Annotated in this window: 16 protein-coding genes; all 16 read right to left on the bottom strand. The window is 70.2% G+C overall.

From position 1 onward, the window contains the following. The coding region (gene coaBC, locus Q0L54_RS06410) for a bifunctional phosphopantothenoylcysteine decarboxylase/phosphopantothenate--cysteine ligase CoaBC (RefSeq protein ID WP_296666345.1) at positions 1 to 944 on the bottom strand (944 nt) is incomplete at its 3' end. 3 nt (positions 945 to 947) lie between these two features. Beyond that, positions 948 to 1,214, bottom strand: coding sequence for a DNA-directed RNA polymerase subunit omega (gene rpoZ / locus Q0L54_RS06415; protein WP_296666346.1), 267 nt, complete (start codon positions 1,212 to 1,214; stop codon positions 948 to 950). Positions 1,215 to 1,250: 36 nt separating this feature from the next. After that, on the bottom strand, positions 1,251 to 1,805 hold the full coding sequence (gene gmk, locus Q0L54_RS06420; RefSeq protein ID WP_296666348.1) for a guanylate kinase: 555 nt from the start codon (positions 1,803 to 1,805) through the stop codon (positions 1,251 to 1,253). Then, positions 1,802 to 2,116, bottom strand: coding sequence for an integration host factor, actinobacterial type (mihF, locus tag Q0L54_RS06425; protein ID WP_296666349.1), 315 nt, complete (start codon positions 2,114 to 2,116; stop codon positions 1,802 to 1,804). Before mihF ends, gmk begins: the two co-directional genes overlap by 4 nt. Positions 2,117 to 2,141: 25 nt before the next feature. After that, entirely contained in the window at positions 2,142 to 2,981 is an 840-nt protein-coding gene (gene pyrF, locus Q0L54_RS06430; protein WP_296666351.1) for an orotidine-5'-phosphate decarboxylase, read from the bottom strand. 79 nt (positions 2,982 to 3,060) lie between these two features. Next, entirely contained in the window at positions 3,061 to 6,360 is a 3,300-nt protein-coding gene (carB, locus tag Q0L54_RS06435) for a carbamoyl-phosphate synthase large subunit (RefSeq protein ID WP_296666352.1), read from the bottom strand. 2 nt (positions 6,361 to 6,362) lie between these two features. After that, the gene (gene carA, locus Q0L54_RS06440) at positions 6,363 to 7,508 is read right to left on the bottom strand and encodes a glutamine-hydrolyzing carbamoyl-phosphate synthase small subunit (RefSeq protein ID WP_296666354.1); all 1,146 of its coding nucleotides are present in this window, start codon (positions 7,506 to 7,508) and stop codon (positions 6,363 to 6,365) included. Further along, positions 7,505 to 8,815 carry a dihydroorotase gene (locus Q0L54_RS06445; RefSeq protein ID WP_296666355.1) on the bottom strand — a complete coding sequence of 437 codons (1,311 nt, stop codon included), beginning with the start codon at positions 8,813 to 8,815 and terminating at the stop codon, positions 7,505 to 7,507. The genes carA and Q0L54_RS06445 overlap by 4 nt, the downstream gene beginning before the upstream one ends. Next, positions 8,812 to 9,771 (bottom strand): aspartate carbamoyltransferase catalytic subunit, encoded by a 960-nt coding sequence (locus Q0L54_RS06450; RefSeq protein WP_296666357.1) that lies wholly within the window; start codon positions 9,769 to 9,771, stop codon positions 8,812 to 8,814. The genes Q0L54_RS06445 and Q0L54_RS06450 overlap by 4 nt, the downstream gene beginning before the upstream one ends. A gap of 2 nt (positions 9,772 to 9,773) precedes the next feature. Continuing rightward, on the bottom strand, positions 9,774 to 10,301 hold the full coding sequence (pyrR, locus tag Q0L54_RS06455; protein ID WP_296666365.1) for a bifunctional pyr operon transcriptional regulator/uracil phosphoribosyltransferase PyrR: 528 nt from the start codon (positions 10,299 to 10,301) through the stop codon (positions 9,774 to 9,776). Between the two features lie 105 nt (positions 10,302 to 10,406). Then, a complete protein-coding gene (gene nusB / locus Q0L54_RS06460) occupies positions 10,407 to 10,832 on the bottom strand; it encodes a transcription antitermination factor NusB (RefSeq protein WP_296666358.1) in 426 nt (141 codons plus the stop codon). Then, positions 10,832 to 11,395 (bottom strand): elongation factor P, encoded by a 564-nt coding sequence (gene efp / locus Q0L54_RS06465; protein WP_296666359.1) that lies wholly within the window; start codon positions 11,393 to 11,395, stop codon positions 10,832 to 10,834. Before efp ends, nusB begins: the two co-directional genes overlap by 1 nt. Positions 11,396 to 11,446: 51 nt before the next feature. Beyond that, positions 11,447 to 11,887, bottom strand: a complete 441-nt coding sequence (gene aroQ / locus Q0L54_RS06470; RefSeq protein ID WP_296666361.1) for a type II 3-dehydroquinate dehydratase — start codon at positions 11,885 to 11,887, stop codon at positions 11,447 to 11,449. An 80-nt stretch (positions 11,888 to 11,967) separates the two neighbouring features. Next, complete coding sequence (gene aroB, locus Q0L54_RS06475; protein WP_296666362.1) at positions 11,968 to 13,107, bottom strand: 3-dehydroquinate synthase; 1,140 nt, start codon at positions 13,105 to 13,107, stop codon at positions 11,968 to 11,970. A gap of 26 nt (positions 13,108 to 13,133) precedes the next feature. Further along, positions 13,134 to 13,673: a shikimate kinase gene (locus Q0L54_RS06480; protein ID WP_296666363.1), complete on the bottom strand. Its 540-nt coding sequence runs from the start codon at positions 13,671 to 13,673 to the stop codon at positions 13,134 to 13,136. Continuing rightward, positions 13,673 to 14,125: chorismate synthase (locus tag Q0L54_RS06485; protein ID WP_296666364.1), on the bottom strand; the 453-nt coding region annotated here is incomplete at its 5' end. The genes Q0L54_RS06480 and Q0L54_RS06485, both read right to left, overlap by 1 nt.

Raw genomic sequence — 14,125 nt, forward strand, 5'->3', positions numbered from 1 at the left:
GCCAGGACGTCCTCGGTCTCGACCAGCTCCAGCGCCATCGCTCCCGAGCCGTCCTTCTTGATCTTGGTCTCGGCGACGTCGCGCGGCCGGAAGTCGGCGACGGCGGCGGCCATCACCACCACGTCGGCGCTCGCCGCCGCCGCACGCACCGCATCGGCGAGCTGCGCGGTGGTCTCCACGTCGACGCGGGCGATGCCCTCGCCCAACGGCAGTTCGACGTTGGCGGCGACAACGGTCACCGCGGCCCCGCGCTCGCGGGCGGCCTCGGCGAGCGCGAAGCCCTGCATGCCTGTCGAGCGGTTGCCCAGGAAGCGCACCGCGTCGATGGGCTCACGGGTGCCTCCCGCCGAGATGACGATGCGCAGGCCCGCCAGGTCGCCCCACGCGCCTCCCGGCGCGCGGGCGGCGGCCGGCACGGCATCGTCTGCGACGGCATAGAGGGCCGCGACCAGATCCTCGGGCTCGGGAAGGCGCCCGGGGCCCGAGTCGGGACCGGTCAGGCGCCCCACGGCGGGCTCGATCACCGTGAAGCCACGCCCCCGCAGGGTCGCCACGTTGTCGCGAGTGGCGGCCTTCTCCCACATCTCGGTGTGCATCGCGGGCGCGAGCACCACCGGCGCGCGGGTAGCGAGCAGCGCGTTGCCCAGCAGGTCCCGCGCCTCGCCGTGAGCGAGCTGAGCCAGGAAGTCGGCAGTCGCGGGCGCCACCAGCACCACATCGGCCTGCTGGCCGAGCCGCACGTGCTCCACCGCGGGGACGTTCTCGAAGGTGTCGGAGGTCGCCGGGAGTCCCGACAGCGCCTCCCACGTGGCGCGCCCGACGAACTCGAGAGACGCGCGCGTGGGGATGACGCGGACGGCGTGCCCATCCTCCTTGAGGCGGCGCAGCACGATGGCGACCTTGTAGGCCGCCACCCCGCCGGTCACGCCCAGGAGGACGCGCATGCGCTACTCGGCGGAGTCGCCGAGGACCAGGAGGTCACCCTGGTTGAGCTCGCGGAGCGCCACCGACAGCGGCTTGTCCGTGGTGTCCGCCTCGACCAGCGGGCCCACGTTCTCGAAGTGACCCTCGCCCAGAGCCTCGTAGTACGAGTTGATCTGGCGGGCGCGCTTCGAGGCGTAGATCACCAGCGCGTACTTCGAGTCGACCTTGGCGAGCAGCTCATCGATCGGCGGGTTGGTGATGCCCTCGGGGTTGGCGACAGTTCCGGCCACAATCACTCCTCTTACGTTGCAAAGACTCGCGACAGTCTACCCGCTCGCGCGGACCACAGAGAGGAGCTCCGCCGCGGCGCGCTCCACGGTGTCGTTCACGATGATCTGGTCGAACTCCTCGGCGGCCGCCATCTCCTGCCTGGCGGTGGCGAGCCGGCGCTCCCGCTCCTCCTGATCCTCGGTCCCGCGGCCCACGAGTCGGTTCACGAGTTCGTCCCAGGACGGGGGCGACAGGAACACGAAGTGCGCGTCCGGCATGGACGCCTTCACCTGGCGCGCACCTTGCAGGTCGATCTCCAGGAGCACGGGCTCGCCGGTCGCGAGTCGCTCATCGACGGGCCCCCGCAGGGTGCCGTAGCGGTTCTGGCCGTGGACCACGGCCCATTCGAGAAAGTCCCCCGCCGCCACGCGACGGTCGAACTCCTCCGGGCCGATGAAGTGGTAGTGGACGCCGTCGACCTCGCCCGGGCGCGCGGCCCGGGTGGTGGCGGACACCGAGACGTAGACCTCGGGCGCCATGTCGCGCAACGCGCGCACCACCGTGCCCTTGCCGACCGCGGTGGGGCCGGCAAGGACGATGAGTCGACTCACCGGCGCTCGCGTTCGATGAGAGCGTCCACCTGGTGCTGGCCGAGGCCACGGATCCTACGGGCGAGGGAGATGCCGATGTCCTCCATCACCAGCTGGGCGCGCTTGGGGCCGATGCCCGGCAGACACTGCAGCAGGTCGCGCACGCGGATGCCCGCCAGCGCCTCGTCCGCCTTGGCTCGACGGATCGCCTCCGCGAGGCTCATCTCGCCTCGCGACAGCTCCTCCTTGAAAACGCGGCGCGCGGAGCGCACTGCAGTGGCCTTGACCAGCGCCGCTGCGCGCTGCTCGTCGGTAAGTTCCGGGGTGGCCATGGCCGCTCCCTTCCGCTCGACCTGCCTAACGCAGGATGGACTGCGCCGCCGCGGACGCCTGGGTGACGGCTCCGCGCAGCTTCTCGACGAACGGGCCTGCCTTGAGCACGCCCCTCGATTGATTGACGAGGACGCGACTGCGCGCGTTCCCGAAGACCAGGGACAACTCCGCTGGTCCCGCCCCCTGTGCCCCGACGCCCGGGGAGAGGAGGGGACCGTTGACCCGGTCGAGATCGATGCCGAGACGCTGCACCGCGTCACCGACGGTGGCGCCGACCACGAGGCCCACGTCTCCCATCGGAATGGCACCGCTGTTGAGCGCGGCCGCCTCGTCGGCGACCACCGCCGCGACGGCACGGCCGTCAGGCGTGATGGCGTGCTGCACTGACGCCCCCTCGGGGTTCGAGGTGAGCGCGAGCACGAAGACGCCCTTGCCATTGGCCTTCGCGAGTTCGAACGCGGGCGCGAGGGACCCGAAGCCCAGGTACGGCGACAGGGTGATCGCATCGGCCTCGAGAGGTACGCCCACCGCGAGGTAGGCGTCCGCGTAGCCCTCCATGGTGGAGCCGATGTCGCCGCGCTTGGCATCGAGGATGGTGAGCAGGTCCAGCTCACGTGCCCGGCGCAGCACGTGCTCAAGCGCGGCCATGCCCGCCGAGCCGTGGCGCTCGAAGAATGCCGCGTTCGGCTTGACCGCCGCGCACGCTCCCGCGCTCGCCTCGAGCACGGTCTCTCCGAACTCGCCCAGCGACTGCGCCGTGTCCGGCATCCCCCACAGGGCGAGCAGCTCGGGGTGCGGGTCGATGCCGACGCACAGCGGACCGTACTGGTCCATCGCGGCCGCGAGCCGGGCACCGAATGCCATCCCCTACCTCCTCCTGCGGCCGCTCGCCGAGCGACCATTGACAACTCTACCTGCGATGTTGAGTTGCTGCTGGGTCGCGTCAGCGACGCGCGGCGGCATCCTGGAGGCTGAGCACGTCGAAGGGTCCCGACTGGAGCGCCTCGATCGCCAGCACGGCCGCGGAGAGCTGCTGCGTGGTGGTGATGATCGCGATGTCCGCCGCCGTCGCCGCCGCCCGGATCTCGTAGCCGTCCGCGCGCGCACCCTGCCCCGACGGGGTGTTGATGACCAGGCTGACCTTGTCCTCGTGGATGAGGTCGACGATGGTGGGCTCGCCGTTCGGGCCGCGACCCTCGGAGTGCTTGCGCACCACCGTGGACGGGATCCCGTTGCGTGCGAGCACCTGGGAGGTGCCCTCGGTCGCCAGGATCTCGAACCCGAGCTGGTGGAGGATCGCCACCGGGAAGGTGATCTGACGCTTGTCGCGGTCCGCGGTGGAGACGAACGCCGTCCCCCCGGTGGGGAGGCCGCCGAAGGCCGCGGCCTGCGACTTGGCGAACGCCAGCGGGAAGGTCTCGTCGAAGCCCATCACCTCGCCCGTCGAGCGCATCTCGGGGCCGAGCACCGAATCGACGGCGATCCCTTCGTGGGTGCGGAAGCGCTTGAAGGGCAGCACGGCCTCCTTGACGGCCATCCGCTGCGTCATGTCGATGGTGGCGGCGTCCCGCTCGGGCAGGATCCCCGCGGCCTTGAGCTCGGCGATGGACCGGCCCGCCATGAGCTCGGAGGCCGCCTTGGCGAGCGGCACCCCCGTCGCCTTGGCGACGAACGGCACGGTACGGGAGGCGCGCGGGTTGGCCTCGAGCACGTAGAGGATGTCCGAGACCAGCGCGTACTGGACGTTCATGAGTCCCCGCACGCCGATGCCGCGGGCGAGAGCCTCGGTGGACACACGAATGCGCTCGAGCTCGCTCTTCGACAGCGTCACGGGCGGCAGCACGCAGGCGGAGTCGCCCGAGTGGATGCCGGCCTCCTCGATGTGCTCCATCACGCCGCCGAGGAAGAGCTGCTCGCCGTCGTAGAGCGCGTCCACGTCGATCTCGATCGCGTCGTCGAGGAATCGGTCCACCAGCAGGGGGGCATCCGTGGCGTGGTCTCCGACGTCCGCCATCCGGGTGCCGTAGTCGAGCATCTGCTCACGCGAATACACGATCTCCATGCCGCGGCCGCCCAGCACGTACGAGGGACGCACCAGCACGGGATAGCCGATGCGCTCCGCGATCTCGACCGCTTGGTCGATGCCGTGAGCCGTGCCGTAGGCCGGCGCGGGCAGGCCCGCCTGGTCGAGCACGCGACCGAACGCGGCGCGGTCCTCGGCGTTGTCGATGGCCTCGGGCGACGTGCCCAGGATCGGCACGCCCGCATCGGCCAGTCGCTGGGCGAGGCTCAGCGGGGTCTGTCCGCCCAGCTGGACCAGCATCCCCTTCACCGGCCCGGCGGCCAGTTCCGCCTGGTAGACGGCCATCACGTCCTCGAACGTGAGCGGCTCGAAGTACAGGCGGTTGGCCGTGTCGTAGTCGGTGGAGACGGTCTCGGGGTTGCAGTTGACCATCACGGTCTCGTAGCGGTCCTTGAGCGTGAGGGCGGCGTGCACGCACGAGTAGTCGAACTCGATGCCCTGACCGATGCGGTTGGGCCCGGAGCCCAGGATGATGATCGCCTCACGGTCGCGAGGCTGGATCTCGTCCTCGCGGTCGTACGTGCTGTAGTGGTACGGCGTGCGAGCCTCGAACTCGGCGGCGCAGGTGTCGACGGTCTTGTAGACCGGCTGGACGCCGAGCGCGGCACGCAGGCGGTAGATGTCGCCCACCGTGAGGCCGCGCAGGTCCGCGATCTGCTGGTCGGCGAGGCCGTGCGACTTCGCCTCGCGCAGCAACTCCGCGGTGATGTCCTTGGCTCGCGCCACGCGCGTCGCGACCTCGTTCATCAGCAGGATCTGGTCGAGGAACCAGGGGTCCACCCTGCACGCCTGGTAGACGGCGTCGAGGTCGATCTCCCCCGCCTCGACGGCGCGCAGCGCCTGCTGAACCTGGATGAAGCGCTTCTCGGTGGGGACGGCGATCTCCTCGAGGAGCGCGTCAAGAGCCTCTCCCGACGGCACGGGGCCGTTCCAGTGAAGGTTCATGCCCTTCTTGTCGATCGAGCGCAGCGCCTTGCCCAGGGCCTCGGTGAAGCTGCGGCCCAGGCTCATCGCCTCGCCCACCGACTTCATGGTGGTGGTCAGCACCGGATCGGCGGCCGGGAACTTCTCGAACGCGAACCGAGGCACCTTGACCACGATGTAGTCGAGCGTAGGCTCGAAGCTCGCCGGCGTGGATCCGGTGATGTCGTTGGGGATCTCGTCGAGCGTGTAGCCGATCGCGAGGCGCGCCGCGATCTTCGCGATCGGGAAGCCCGTCGCCTTGGACGCCAGCGCCGAGGAGCGCGACACGCGCGGGTTCATCTCGATCACGATGAGGCGGCCCGTCTCGGGCTCGACCGCGAACTGCACGTTGCAGCCGCCCGTGTCGACGCCCACCTCGCGGATGATGGCGATGCCCACGTCGCGCATCCGCTGGTACTCGCGGTCGGTGAGCGTCAGCGCGGGCGCCACGGTCACCGAGTCGCCGGTGTGGACCCCCACCGGGTCCACGTTCTCGATCGAGCAGACCACCACCACGTTGTCGTGCTTGTCGCGCATGAGCTCGAGCTCGAACTCCTTCCACCCCAGGATCGACTCCTCGAGCAGCACCTCCGTGGTGGGCGAATAGTGGAGCCCGGCGCCCGCGATGCGCCGAAGGTCGGACTCGTCGTACGCGAAGCCGGAACCCAGCCCGCCCATCGTGAAGGACGGGCGCACCACCACCGGATAGTTCAGCTGCTCGGCAGCGGCGACACACTCGTCCATCGTGTGGCAGATCACCGATGCGGCCGAGTCGGCGCCGCAGCGCTCCACCACGCCCTTGAACAACTCCCGGTTCTCCCCCAGGTTGATGGCCTCGAGGTTGGCGCCGATCAGCTCGACGTCGTACCTGTCGAGCACGCCGGCCTCGGCCACCGCGATCGCGGCGTTGAGTGCCGTCTGGCCGCCCAGGGTGGGCAGCAGCGCGTCGGGACGCTCCTTCTCGATGATCCGCTCGATGACCTCGGTGGTGATGGGCTCGATGTACGTGGCGTCGGCGAACTCCGGGTCCGTCATGATGGTCGCGGGGTTCGAGTTGATGAGGATGACGCGGATGCCCTCGGCCTTGAGCACCCTGCATGCCTGGGTCCCGGAGTAGTCGAACTCGCAGGCCTGGCCGATCACGATCGGGCCGGAGCCGATCACCAGGACGGAGGAGATGTCGTCGCGCTTGGGCATGCTCAGCGGTCGCCCTTCATGAGGTCGAGGAAGCGGTCGAAGAGGTACGAGGCGTCATGCGGACCCGCCGCCGCCTCCGGGTGGTACTGGACCGAGAACGCGGGGATGTCGAGGCACTCGAGGCCCTCCACCACGTTGTCGTTGAGGCACACGTGGCTGACCTTGACGCGGCCGTAGCCCTGCGGGGACTCGCTCTCGCCGTCCAGCGGCGCGTCCACGGCGAAGCCGTGGTTGTGCGCGGTGATCTCGACCTTGCCGGTGGTGCGGTCCATCACGGGCTGGTTGATCCCGCGGTGTCCGAACGCCAGCTTGTAGGTGCCGTAGCCGAGTGCGCGGCCCAGGATCTGGTTGCCGAAGCAGATGCCGAAGAACGGCACCTTCGCGTCGAGGACCGCGCGCAGTGTGTCGACGGCGCGCTCAGCGGCGGCCGGGTCGCCGGGGCCGTTGGAGAAGAACACCCCGTCGGGTTCGTAGGCGAGGATCTGCTCGGCCGTGGAGGTCGACGGCACCACGGTCACGCGGATGCCGCGCTGCGCCATCTGCTCCGGGGTCATTGCCTTGATGCCCAGGTCCACCGCGACCACGTGGGCGGCCTGGTCGCCGTGAGCCGCCACCTCGTAGGGCTCGGAGACGGACACCTCGTCCGCGAGGTGGGCGCCCTTCATCGGGGCGGACGCCCGCACCCGGGCCAGCAGCGACTCGAAGCCGTGCAGCGCATCGTCCTCACCCAGGGCGTCGCCGGAGAAGATGCCGGCGCGCATCACGCCGGCGCTGCGCAGCACCCGGGTGAGCTGGCGGGTGTCGATGCCGGAGATGCCCACCACGCCCTGGGAGACCAGGTCCTCGTCGAGGCTACGCTTCGCGCGCCAGTTCGACGGCCGGCGGGCGGGGTCGCGGACCACGTAGCCGGCCACCCAGATGCGGCGGGACTCGTCGTCCTCGTCGTTCACGCCGGTGTTGCCGATGTGCGGGGCCGTCATCACCACGATCTGCCTGTGATAGCTCGGGTCGGTGAGCGTCTCCTGGTAGCCGGTCATGCCGGTGTTGAAGACGATCTCGCCGAGCGTCTCGCCCGTGGCGCCGTATGCGCGGCCCTCGAAGGTCTGGCCGTCCTCGAGGACGAGGACGGCGCGGGTGTCGTCGGTCACGCGAACGCTCCTTCGAAGCGGGGATCGAGATGGGTGGGGACGCCTCGCAGCAGGGTGGCCACCACGCGGCCCGGCAGCTCGATGCCGCCGAAGGGAGAGTTGTTGGAGCGGCTGGCGCTCGCGGTGGGCTCCACCACCCACGGGTCCGCAGGGTCGATGAGCGTGATGTGGGCCGGCTCGCCCTCGGTCAGCGCTCCCCCATGCTCGTGCTCCACGCGGCCGATGCGCGCCGGCAGGGCGGACATCCGGTAGGCGACGTCGCGCCACGTCATCAGGCCGGTGTCGACCATGGTCTTCTGGACGATGCCCACGGCGGTCTCGAGGCCGATCATGCCCATGGCCGCGGCGGCCCACTCGCAGTCCTTGTCCTCATCCGGGTGGGGCGCGTGGTCGGTAGCGACGATGTCAATGGTGCCGTCCGCGAGGCCGGCACGGACGGCGTCCACGTCCGCCTGCGTCCGCAGCGGCGGGTTGACCTTGAAAAGAGGGTCGTAGCCGCGCACGGATTCGTCGGTGAGGAGCAGGTGATGCGGCATCGCCTCAGCGGTGACGTCGATGCCCCGCGCCTTCGCCCACCGCACGATCTCGACCGAGCCGGCGGTCGACAGGTGGCAGACGTTGAGGCGAGCGCCCACGTGGCCCGCGAGCAGCACGTCGCGCGCGATGATCGACTCCTCGGCCACGGCGGGCCAGCCGGCGAGCCCGAGCTCGGCGCTCACGACGCCCTCATGCATCTGCGCGCCCTCGGTGAGGCGAGGGTCCTGGGCGTGCTGCGAGATCACGCCGTCGAAGGTCTTGGCGTACTCGAGAGCGCGGCGCATGATGACCGGGTCGTGGACGCACTTGCCGTCGTCGGAGAACACCCGCACGCGCGCCTTGGAGTTGGCCATGGCGCCCATCTCGGCCAGCTGCGTGCCACCCAGGCCCACCGTGACGGCACCCACCGGGTAGACATCCACCAGGCCCACCTCGCGGCCGCGGCTCCACACCTGCTCGACCACGCCCGCCGTGTCCGCAACAGGGGTGGTGTTGGCCATCGCGTGGACGGCCGTGAAGCCGCCGCGGGCCGCCGAGCGGGAGCCGGTCTCGATGGTCTCCGCGTCCTCGCGGCCGGGCTCGCGCAGGTGGGTGTGGAGGTCCACCAGGCCGGGCAGTGCCACCAGGCCGGTCGCGTCGATGCGCACCGCGTCCGCGGGTGCCTCGAGCGTGCCGGTCGACACGGCTGTGATCACGCCGTCCTCGATGAGCAGGCTGGCGACGGTATCCCCGAACAGGGACGCGTTCTCGATGACGATGGGGCGGCTCACTGGTCGCCCTCCTCTCCGGCAAGCAGCAGGTACAGGGCGGCCATGCGGACGGCGACGCCGTTCGCGACCTGCTCCACGATCACGGAGCGGGGCGAATCGGCGGCCTCGGCCGAGATCTCGAGGCCCCGGTTCATGGGGCCGGGATGCATGATGATCGCGTGGTCCGGCAGGCGCCGCATGCGGTCGCCGTCGAGGCCGTACAGGCGCGAGTACTCCTCGGTGCTGGGGAAGTACGCCGCCCCTCCCCCGCCCATGCGCTCCCGCTGGACCCGCAGCATCATCAGGGCGTCGATGTCGTAGGACTCGATCGCCTGGTCGAGCGTGTGCACCACCTCGCATGGCCACGGCTCGATGCCGATGGGCACCAGCGTGGGCGGGGCGACCAGGACCACCCGCGCGCCCAGGGTGTGGAGCAGATACACGTTTGAGCGCGCCACGCGGCTGTGGAGCACGTCGCCCACGATCGCCACGGTGAGGCCGGCCAGGTCCGCTCCCGCGGGGTCCGCCACCAGGTGGCGACGCATGGTGAAGGCGTCGAGCAGCCCCTGCGTAGGGTGCTGATGGGTGCCGTCGCCGGCGTTGAGGACGCTGCCGTGCATCCACCCGGACGTCGCCAGCCTGTCGGCCGCGCCGGACGCCCAGTGGCGGACCACCACCGCATCGGCCCCCATCGCCTGGAGCGTCAGCGCGGTGTCCTTGAGGCTCTCGCCCTTGGACACGCTCGAGCCCTTGGCGGAGAAGTTGATGACGTCCGCGCTGAGGCGCTTGGCGGCGGCCTCGAAGGAGATGCGGGTGCGCGTCGAGTCCTCGAAGAACAGGTTGACCACGGTCTTGCCACGCAGCGTCGGGAGCTTGCGCACCTCGCGCTCCTGGGTGGCGGCCATCTGCGCGGAGGTGTCGAGGATGAGGATCGCGTCCTCGCGGGACAGGTCCTGGGTGGACAGGAGGTGGCGCATCGTCACGGTCCCTTCCGCAGGATGACGGCGTCCTCGCCGTCGACCTCCTCGAGGCGCACGTCCACGCGCTCGCTGCGGGAGGTGGGGATGTTCTTGCCCACGAAGTCCGCCCGGATGGGCAGCTCGCGGTGGCCACGGTCCACGAGCGCCGCCAGCTGCACCGAGCGCGGGCGCCCGATGTCTCGGATCGCGTCGAGCGCGGCCCGGATGGTGCGCCCCGTGTGGAAGACGTCGTCCACCAGGACCACGACGCGCCCGTCGATGCCGCCCTGCGGTACCGAGGTCACGCCGATGGTGCGCGTGGGGTTCTTGAACAGATCGTCCCGGTACATGGTGATGTCGAGGGCGCCGCAGCTGTTCTCCGCGTCGAAGCTCGGTTCGACGTGGGCGATCCGGTCGGCGAGACGATGCGCGAGAGGCAGCCCGCGGGTGGGGATGCCCAGGAGGACGATGTCCTCGGCGCCGTCGTTGCGCTCCACGATCTCGTGGGCGATTCGGGTGAGTGCGCGCGCGATGTCGGGCGCGCCCATGATGGTGCCAGTCACCTGGCGACCTCCTTCCCCGCCTCTCTGGACGGTCCTTAAAGGATGTCGATCGGTAGTCACCCTACAGGACCGTGCGGGTCCTTGAGGCGGTCAGGAGTCCGCGGACTTCAGCGCCGGCGCCTCCCGCGCGATCGTGCCGAGCACGCCGTTGATGAACGCCGGCGAATCGTCGGTCGAGAGGTCGCTCGCAAGCGTCACGGCCTCGTCGATCGCGGTGCCGGTCGAGACCTCGTCGTTGCACAGGATCTCCCAGGCGGCGATGCGCAGCAGGGCGCGATCCACCGCGGGCATGCGACGGATCTGCCACTCGGGCGACGCATCCTGGATGATCGCGTCGATCTCGCGCCACCACGCGACCACGCCGCGCACGATCTGTGCGGAGTACTCGGGAAGCGGGGTCTCCCGCCCGGACAGCACCAGCCGCTCGTCGAGCACGGCGAGCACGTTGGCGCCTCGCTGATCGGCCTCGAACAGGACGTCGAGCGCGCGCTTGCGGGCCTTGGTGCGAGCGGCCACTAGTCGTTGACGCGGCCGAGGTAATCCCCGGACGCGGTGTTGACCTTGACCTTGGTGCCGGCCTCGAGGAACAGCGGCACCTGGATCTCCTTGCCGGTCTCGAGCGTCGCGGGCTTGGTGCCCCCCGACGAACGGTCGCCCTGCAGGCCGGGCTCCGTGTACGTGACCTCGAGGACCACCGATGCGGGCAGCTCGAGGAAGATCGGGTTGCCGTTGTGCGAGCCGATGGTGGCCGATTCGTTCTCGAGCAGGAAGTCCGTGGCGTCGCCCATGACCGCGGTCGAGACCGGGATCTGGTCGAACGTGGTGGGATCCATGAAGATGTAGGACGTGCCGTCGTTGTACAGGTACTGCATGTCGCGGCGGTCGACCGTCTCGAACTCGACCTTGGTGCCGGCGTTGAAGGTCTTGTCGACCACCTTGCCGGTGAGCACGTTCTTCATCTTGGTGCGGACGAACGCGCCGCCCTTGCCGGGCTTCACGTGCTGGAACTCGATGACGGACCACAGGTTGCCGTCGAGGTTGAGCACGGAGCCGTTCTTGATGTCGTTCGAAGTCGCCACGGGGTTACGTCCTTGAGATTGCTGATGTGCGGAAGAAGTCCGCAGACGATTCTAGCCGACGCGCCGGGCGACGGCTTCGAGCGCCAGCCGGTACGAGTCGATCCCCAGTCCCGCGATGGTGCCGGTGGCGACTCCGGAGATCACGCTGGTGTGGCGGAACTCCTCACGCGCCTGGGGGTTGGTGAGGTGGACCTCGACCAGCGTCAGGCCCGCGGCGGTGACCAGCGCGCAGGCATCCCGCAGGGCGTACGAGTAGTGCGTGAACGCGGCCGGATTGAGGATCACGTGGGCACCCGAGTCCACAGCCTCGTGCATCCAGTGGACCAGGTCCGCCTCGTCGTCGGATTGGCGCACCTCGACATCAAGCCCGGCGTCCGCGCCCCACGCGGTGACCAGCGCGGCGAGTTCCTCGTGCGTGGTGGTGCCGTACTTCTCGGGCTCGCGCGTGCCGAGACGGCGCAGGTTGGGACCGTTGACCACCAGGACGTTCATGGGCTCAGGTTAGCGGGGACGATGCGGCGGGCCGGGTGTGGCGCGCGGCGGCACGATGCACTGCGGGACGATGCACGGCGTCAGTCGGACACGGCGGCGTAGGCGCCCTGGACCAGGGCCGGGTCCGGACCCTCGAGGCGGATCGGGTTGCCGATCCCTGCGAGGATGACGAACCGGAGCATGTCGCCCCGGGACTTCTTGTCGCGGCGCATCGCGGTCTGGAGGGCGTCCCAGCGATGGCCCGGGTAGGAGGTGGGCAGGCCGAGCCCGCTGAGGATGCTCCGATGCCGCTGCACGTCCTCCTCGCTGAGCCTGCCGGCGAGGTGGGCGAGCTCCGCGGCATAGACCATGCCCACGGAAACCGCGGCGCCATGGCGCCACTGGTAGCGCTCCGTGTACTCGATCGCATGCGCGAAGGTGTGGCCGTAATTCAGAATCTCGCGCAGGAAGGACTCCTTGAGGTCGGCCGCGACCACCTCGGCCTTCACCTGGACGGCGCGCGCGATGAGCTCGACGAGGACCATCCGGGTGGCATCATCGAGGCCCGGGGCGCTCGCCTGGACATCCGCGCGCGAACCCGTCTGCGCATCGTCCGCCCGCAGGTGGACGATGTTGTCCTCGACGATCCGCAGGATCTCACCGTCGCGGATGAAGCCGCACTTGACCACCTCGGCGAGGCCTGCCACCAGGTCGTGGCGCGGGAGGGTGTCGAGGGTGTCGACATCGCACCACACCGAGAGCGGCTCGTGGAAGGCGCCCACGAGGTTCTTGCCCTCGGTGGTGTTGATGCCCGTCTTGCCGCCCACGGCGGCGTCCACCATGGCGAGGAGTGTGGTGGGGACCTGGATGACCGCGACGCCACGGAGCCAGGTGGCGGCCACGAAGCCGGCCAGATCCGTCACCGCTCCCCCGCCCAGGCCGATCACCACGTCGGTGCGGGTGAAGTCGGACTTGCCCAGCACCTGCCAGCAGAAGGCGAGCACCTCGGCGGTCTTGCCCTGCTCGGCGTCCGGGACCTCGGCGATGACCACCGTCAATCCGCGCGCGTCGAGCAGTTCCTGCAGACGAGCGACCCTCTCGCGCAGCGGCGCTGCCGAGACGATCAGCACGCGCGTGGCGGTTTCGGGAACGGAGGCCGCCACCTCCGGCAGCAGGTCGGAACCGACGGTCACCGCGTACGGCGATGCCGTGCGGACCTCGATGCGACGGGCCTCGGACATGCGATCTCCTTCAGTGAGTCGACTGGCTAGCCGGCGACGTGAATGGCGGCGTCGATCTGCGCGGCCACCTGCGTGGGGCTGGTCTTGTCGGTGAGGACGGTGACGGTGGCGAGGCGCTCGTAGATCGGGCGGCGGGCCGCCATGAGGTCGAGCCACTGACGTCGGGGGTTGCCCATCAGCAAGGGCCGTGAGGTGTTGAGCCCCACGCGCGGCGCGGCTGCCGCGAGGGTGACGTCGAGAAAGACCACCGTCCCGCCGGACGCCGCGTACGCCTCGAGCCGCTGCTGCGTCTCGGGCGCGAGGATGGCTCCGCCGCCCAGGGCGAGGACGCCGCCATGCTCCGTGAGCGCGCTCCCCACGGCGTCGCGTTCGAGCTCACGGAATCGAGCCTCACCGTCGTCGACGAAGATCTCGGCGATGGGCTTGCCGGCGCGCTCCTCGATGTCCGAGTCGGTGTCGCGCCGCTCGACGGCCCACAGGCGAGCCAGGGCCTTCGCGACGGTGGACTTTCCGGAGCCGGGCGGGCCGATGAGGACGGCCCTGGGTGCCAAACCGCCGTGCGCCATCAGCGCAGGTGGTCCGGGATCGACGCGACGTAGGCGTCGATGTTGCGGCGCACCTCGGCCACCGAGTCACCCCCGAACTTCTCGAGCAGCGCATCGGCCAACGTGAGGGCGACCATCGCCTGCGCGACCACCGCGGCGGGCGCGACCGCGCAGACGTCCGACCGCTGGTGGATGGCCTTGGCCGCCTCCCCCGTCGCGGTGTCGATCGTGTCGAGCGCCCGGGGAACCGTGCTGATGGGCTTCATCGCGGCACGGACACGCAGCGGCTCGCCGTTCGTCATGCCACCTTCGACGCCGCCCGCGCGGTTGGTGCGACGCCGGACGCCGTCTTGGCCGTACTCGATCTCGTCGTGCGCCTCGGATCCGCGCCGCGCGGCCGTGCGGAATCCGTCGCCCACCTCGACGCCCTTGATGGCCTGGATGCCCATGAGCGCGGCGGCGAGCTTCGAATC

Source organism: Demequina sp. (assembly GCF_024642165.1).
Lineage (GTDB): Bacteria > Actinomycetota > Actinomycetes > Actinomycetales > Demequinaceae > Demequina.

Bases quoted from the DNA above. Each gene is read 5' to 3' on its own strand.
- mihF (WP_296666349.1), bottom strand. From the start codon at position 2,116: ATGGCCACCCCGGAACTTACCGACGAGCAGCGCGCAGCGGCGCTGGTC.
- pyrF (WP_296666351.1), bottom strand. From the start codon at position 2,981: ATGGCATTCGGTGCCCGGCTCGCGGCCGCGATGGACCAGTACGGTCCG.
- carB (WP_296666352.1), bottom strand. From the start codon at position 6,360: ATGCCCAAGCGCGACGACATCTCCTCCGTCCTGGTGATCGGCTCCGGC.
- Q0L54_RS06450 (WP_296666357.1), bottom strand. From the start codon at position 9,771: ATGCGCCACCTCCTGTCCACCCAGGACCTGTCCCGCGAGGACGCGATC.
- pyrR (WP_296666365.1), bottom strand. From the start codon at position 10,301: ATGGGCGCGCCCGACATCGCGCGCGCACTCACCCGAATCGCCCACGAG.
- aroQ (WP_296666361.1), bottom strand. From the start codon at position 11,887: ATGAACGTCCTGGTGGTCAACGGTCCCAACCTGCGCCGTCTCGGCACG.
- aroB (WP_296666362.1), bottom strand. From the start codon at position 13,107: ATGTCCGAGGCCCGTCGCATCGAGGTCCGCACGGCATCGCCGTACGCG.
- Q0L54_RS06480 (WP_296666363.1), bottom strand. From the start codon at position 13,673: ATGGCGCACGGCGGTTTGGCACCCAGGGCCGTCCTCATCGGCCCGCCC.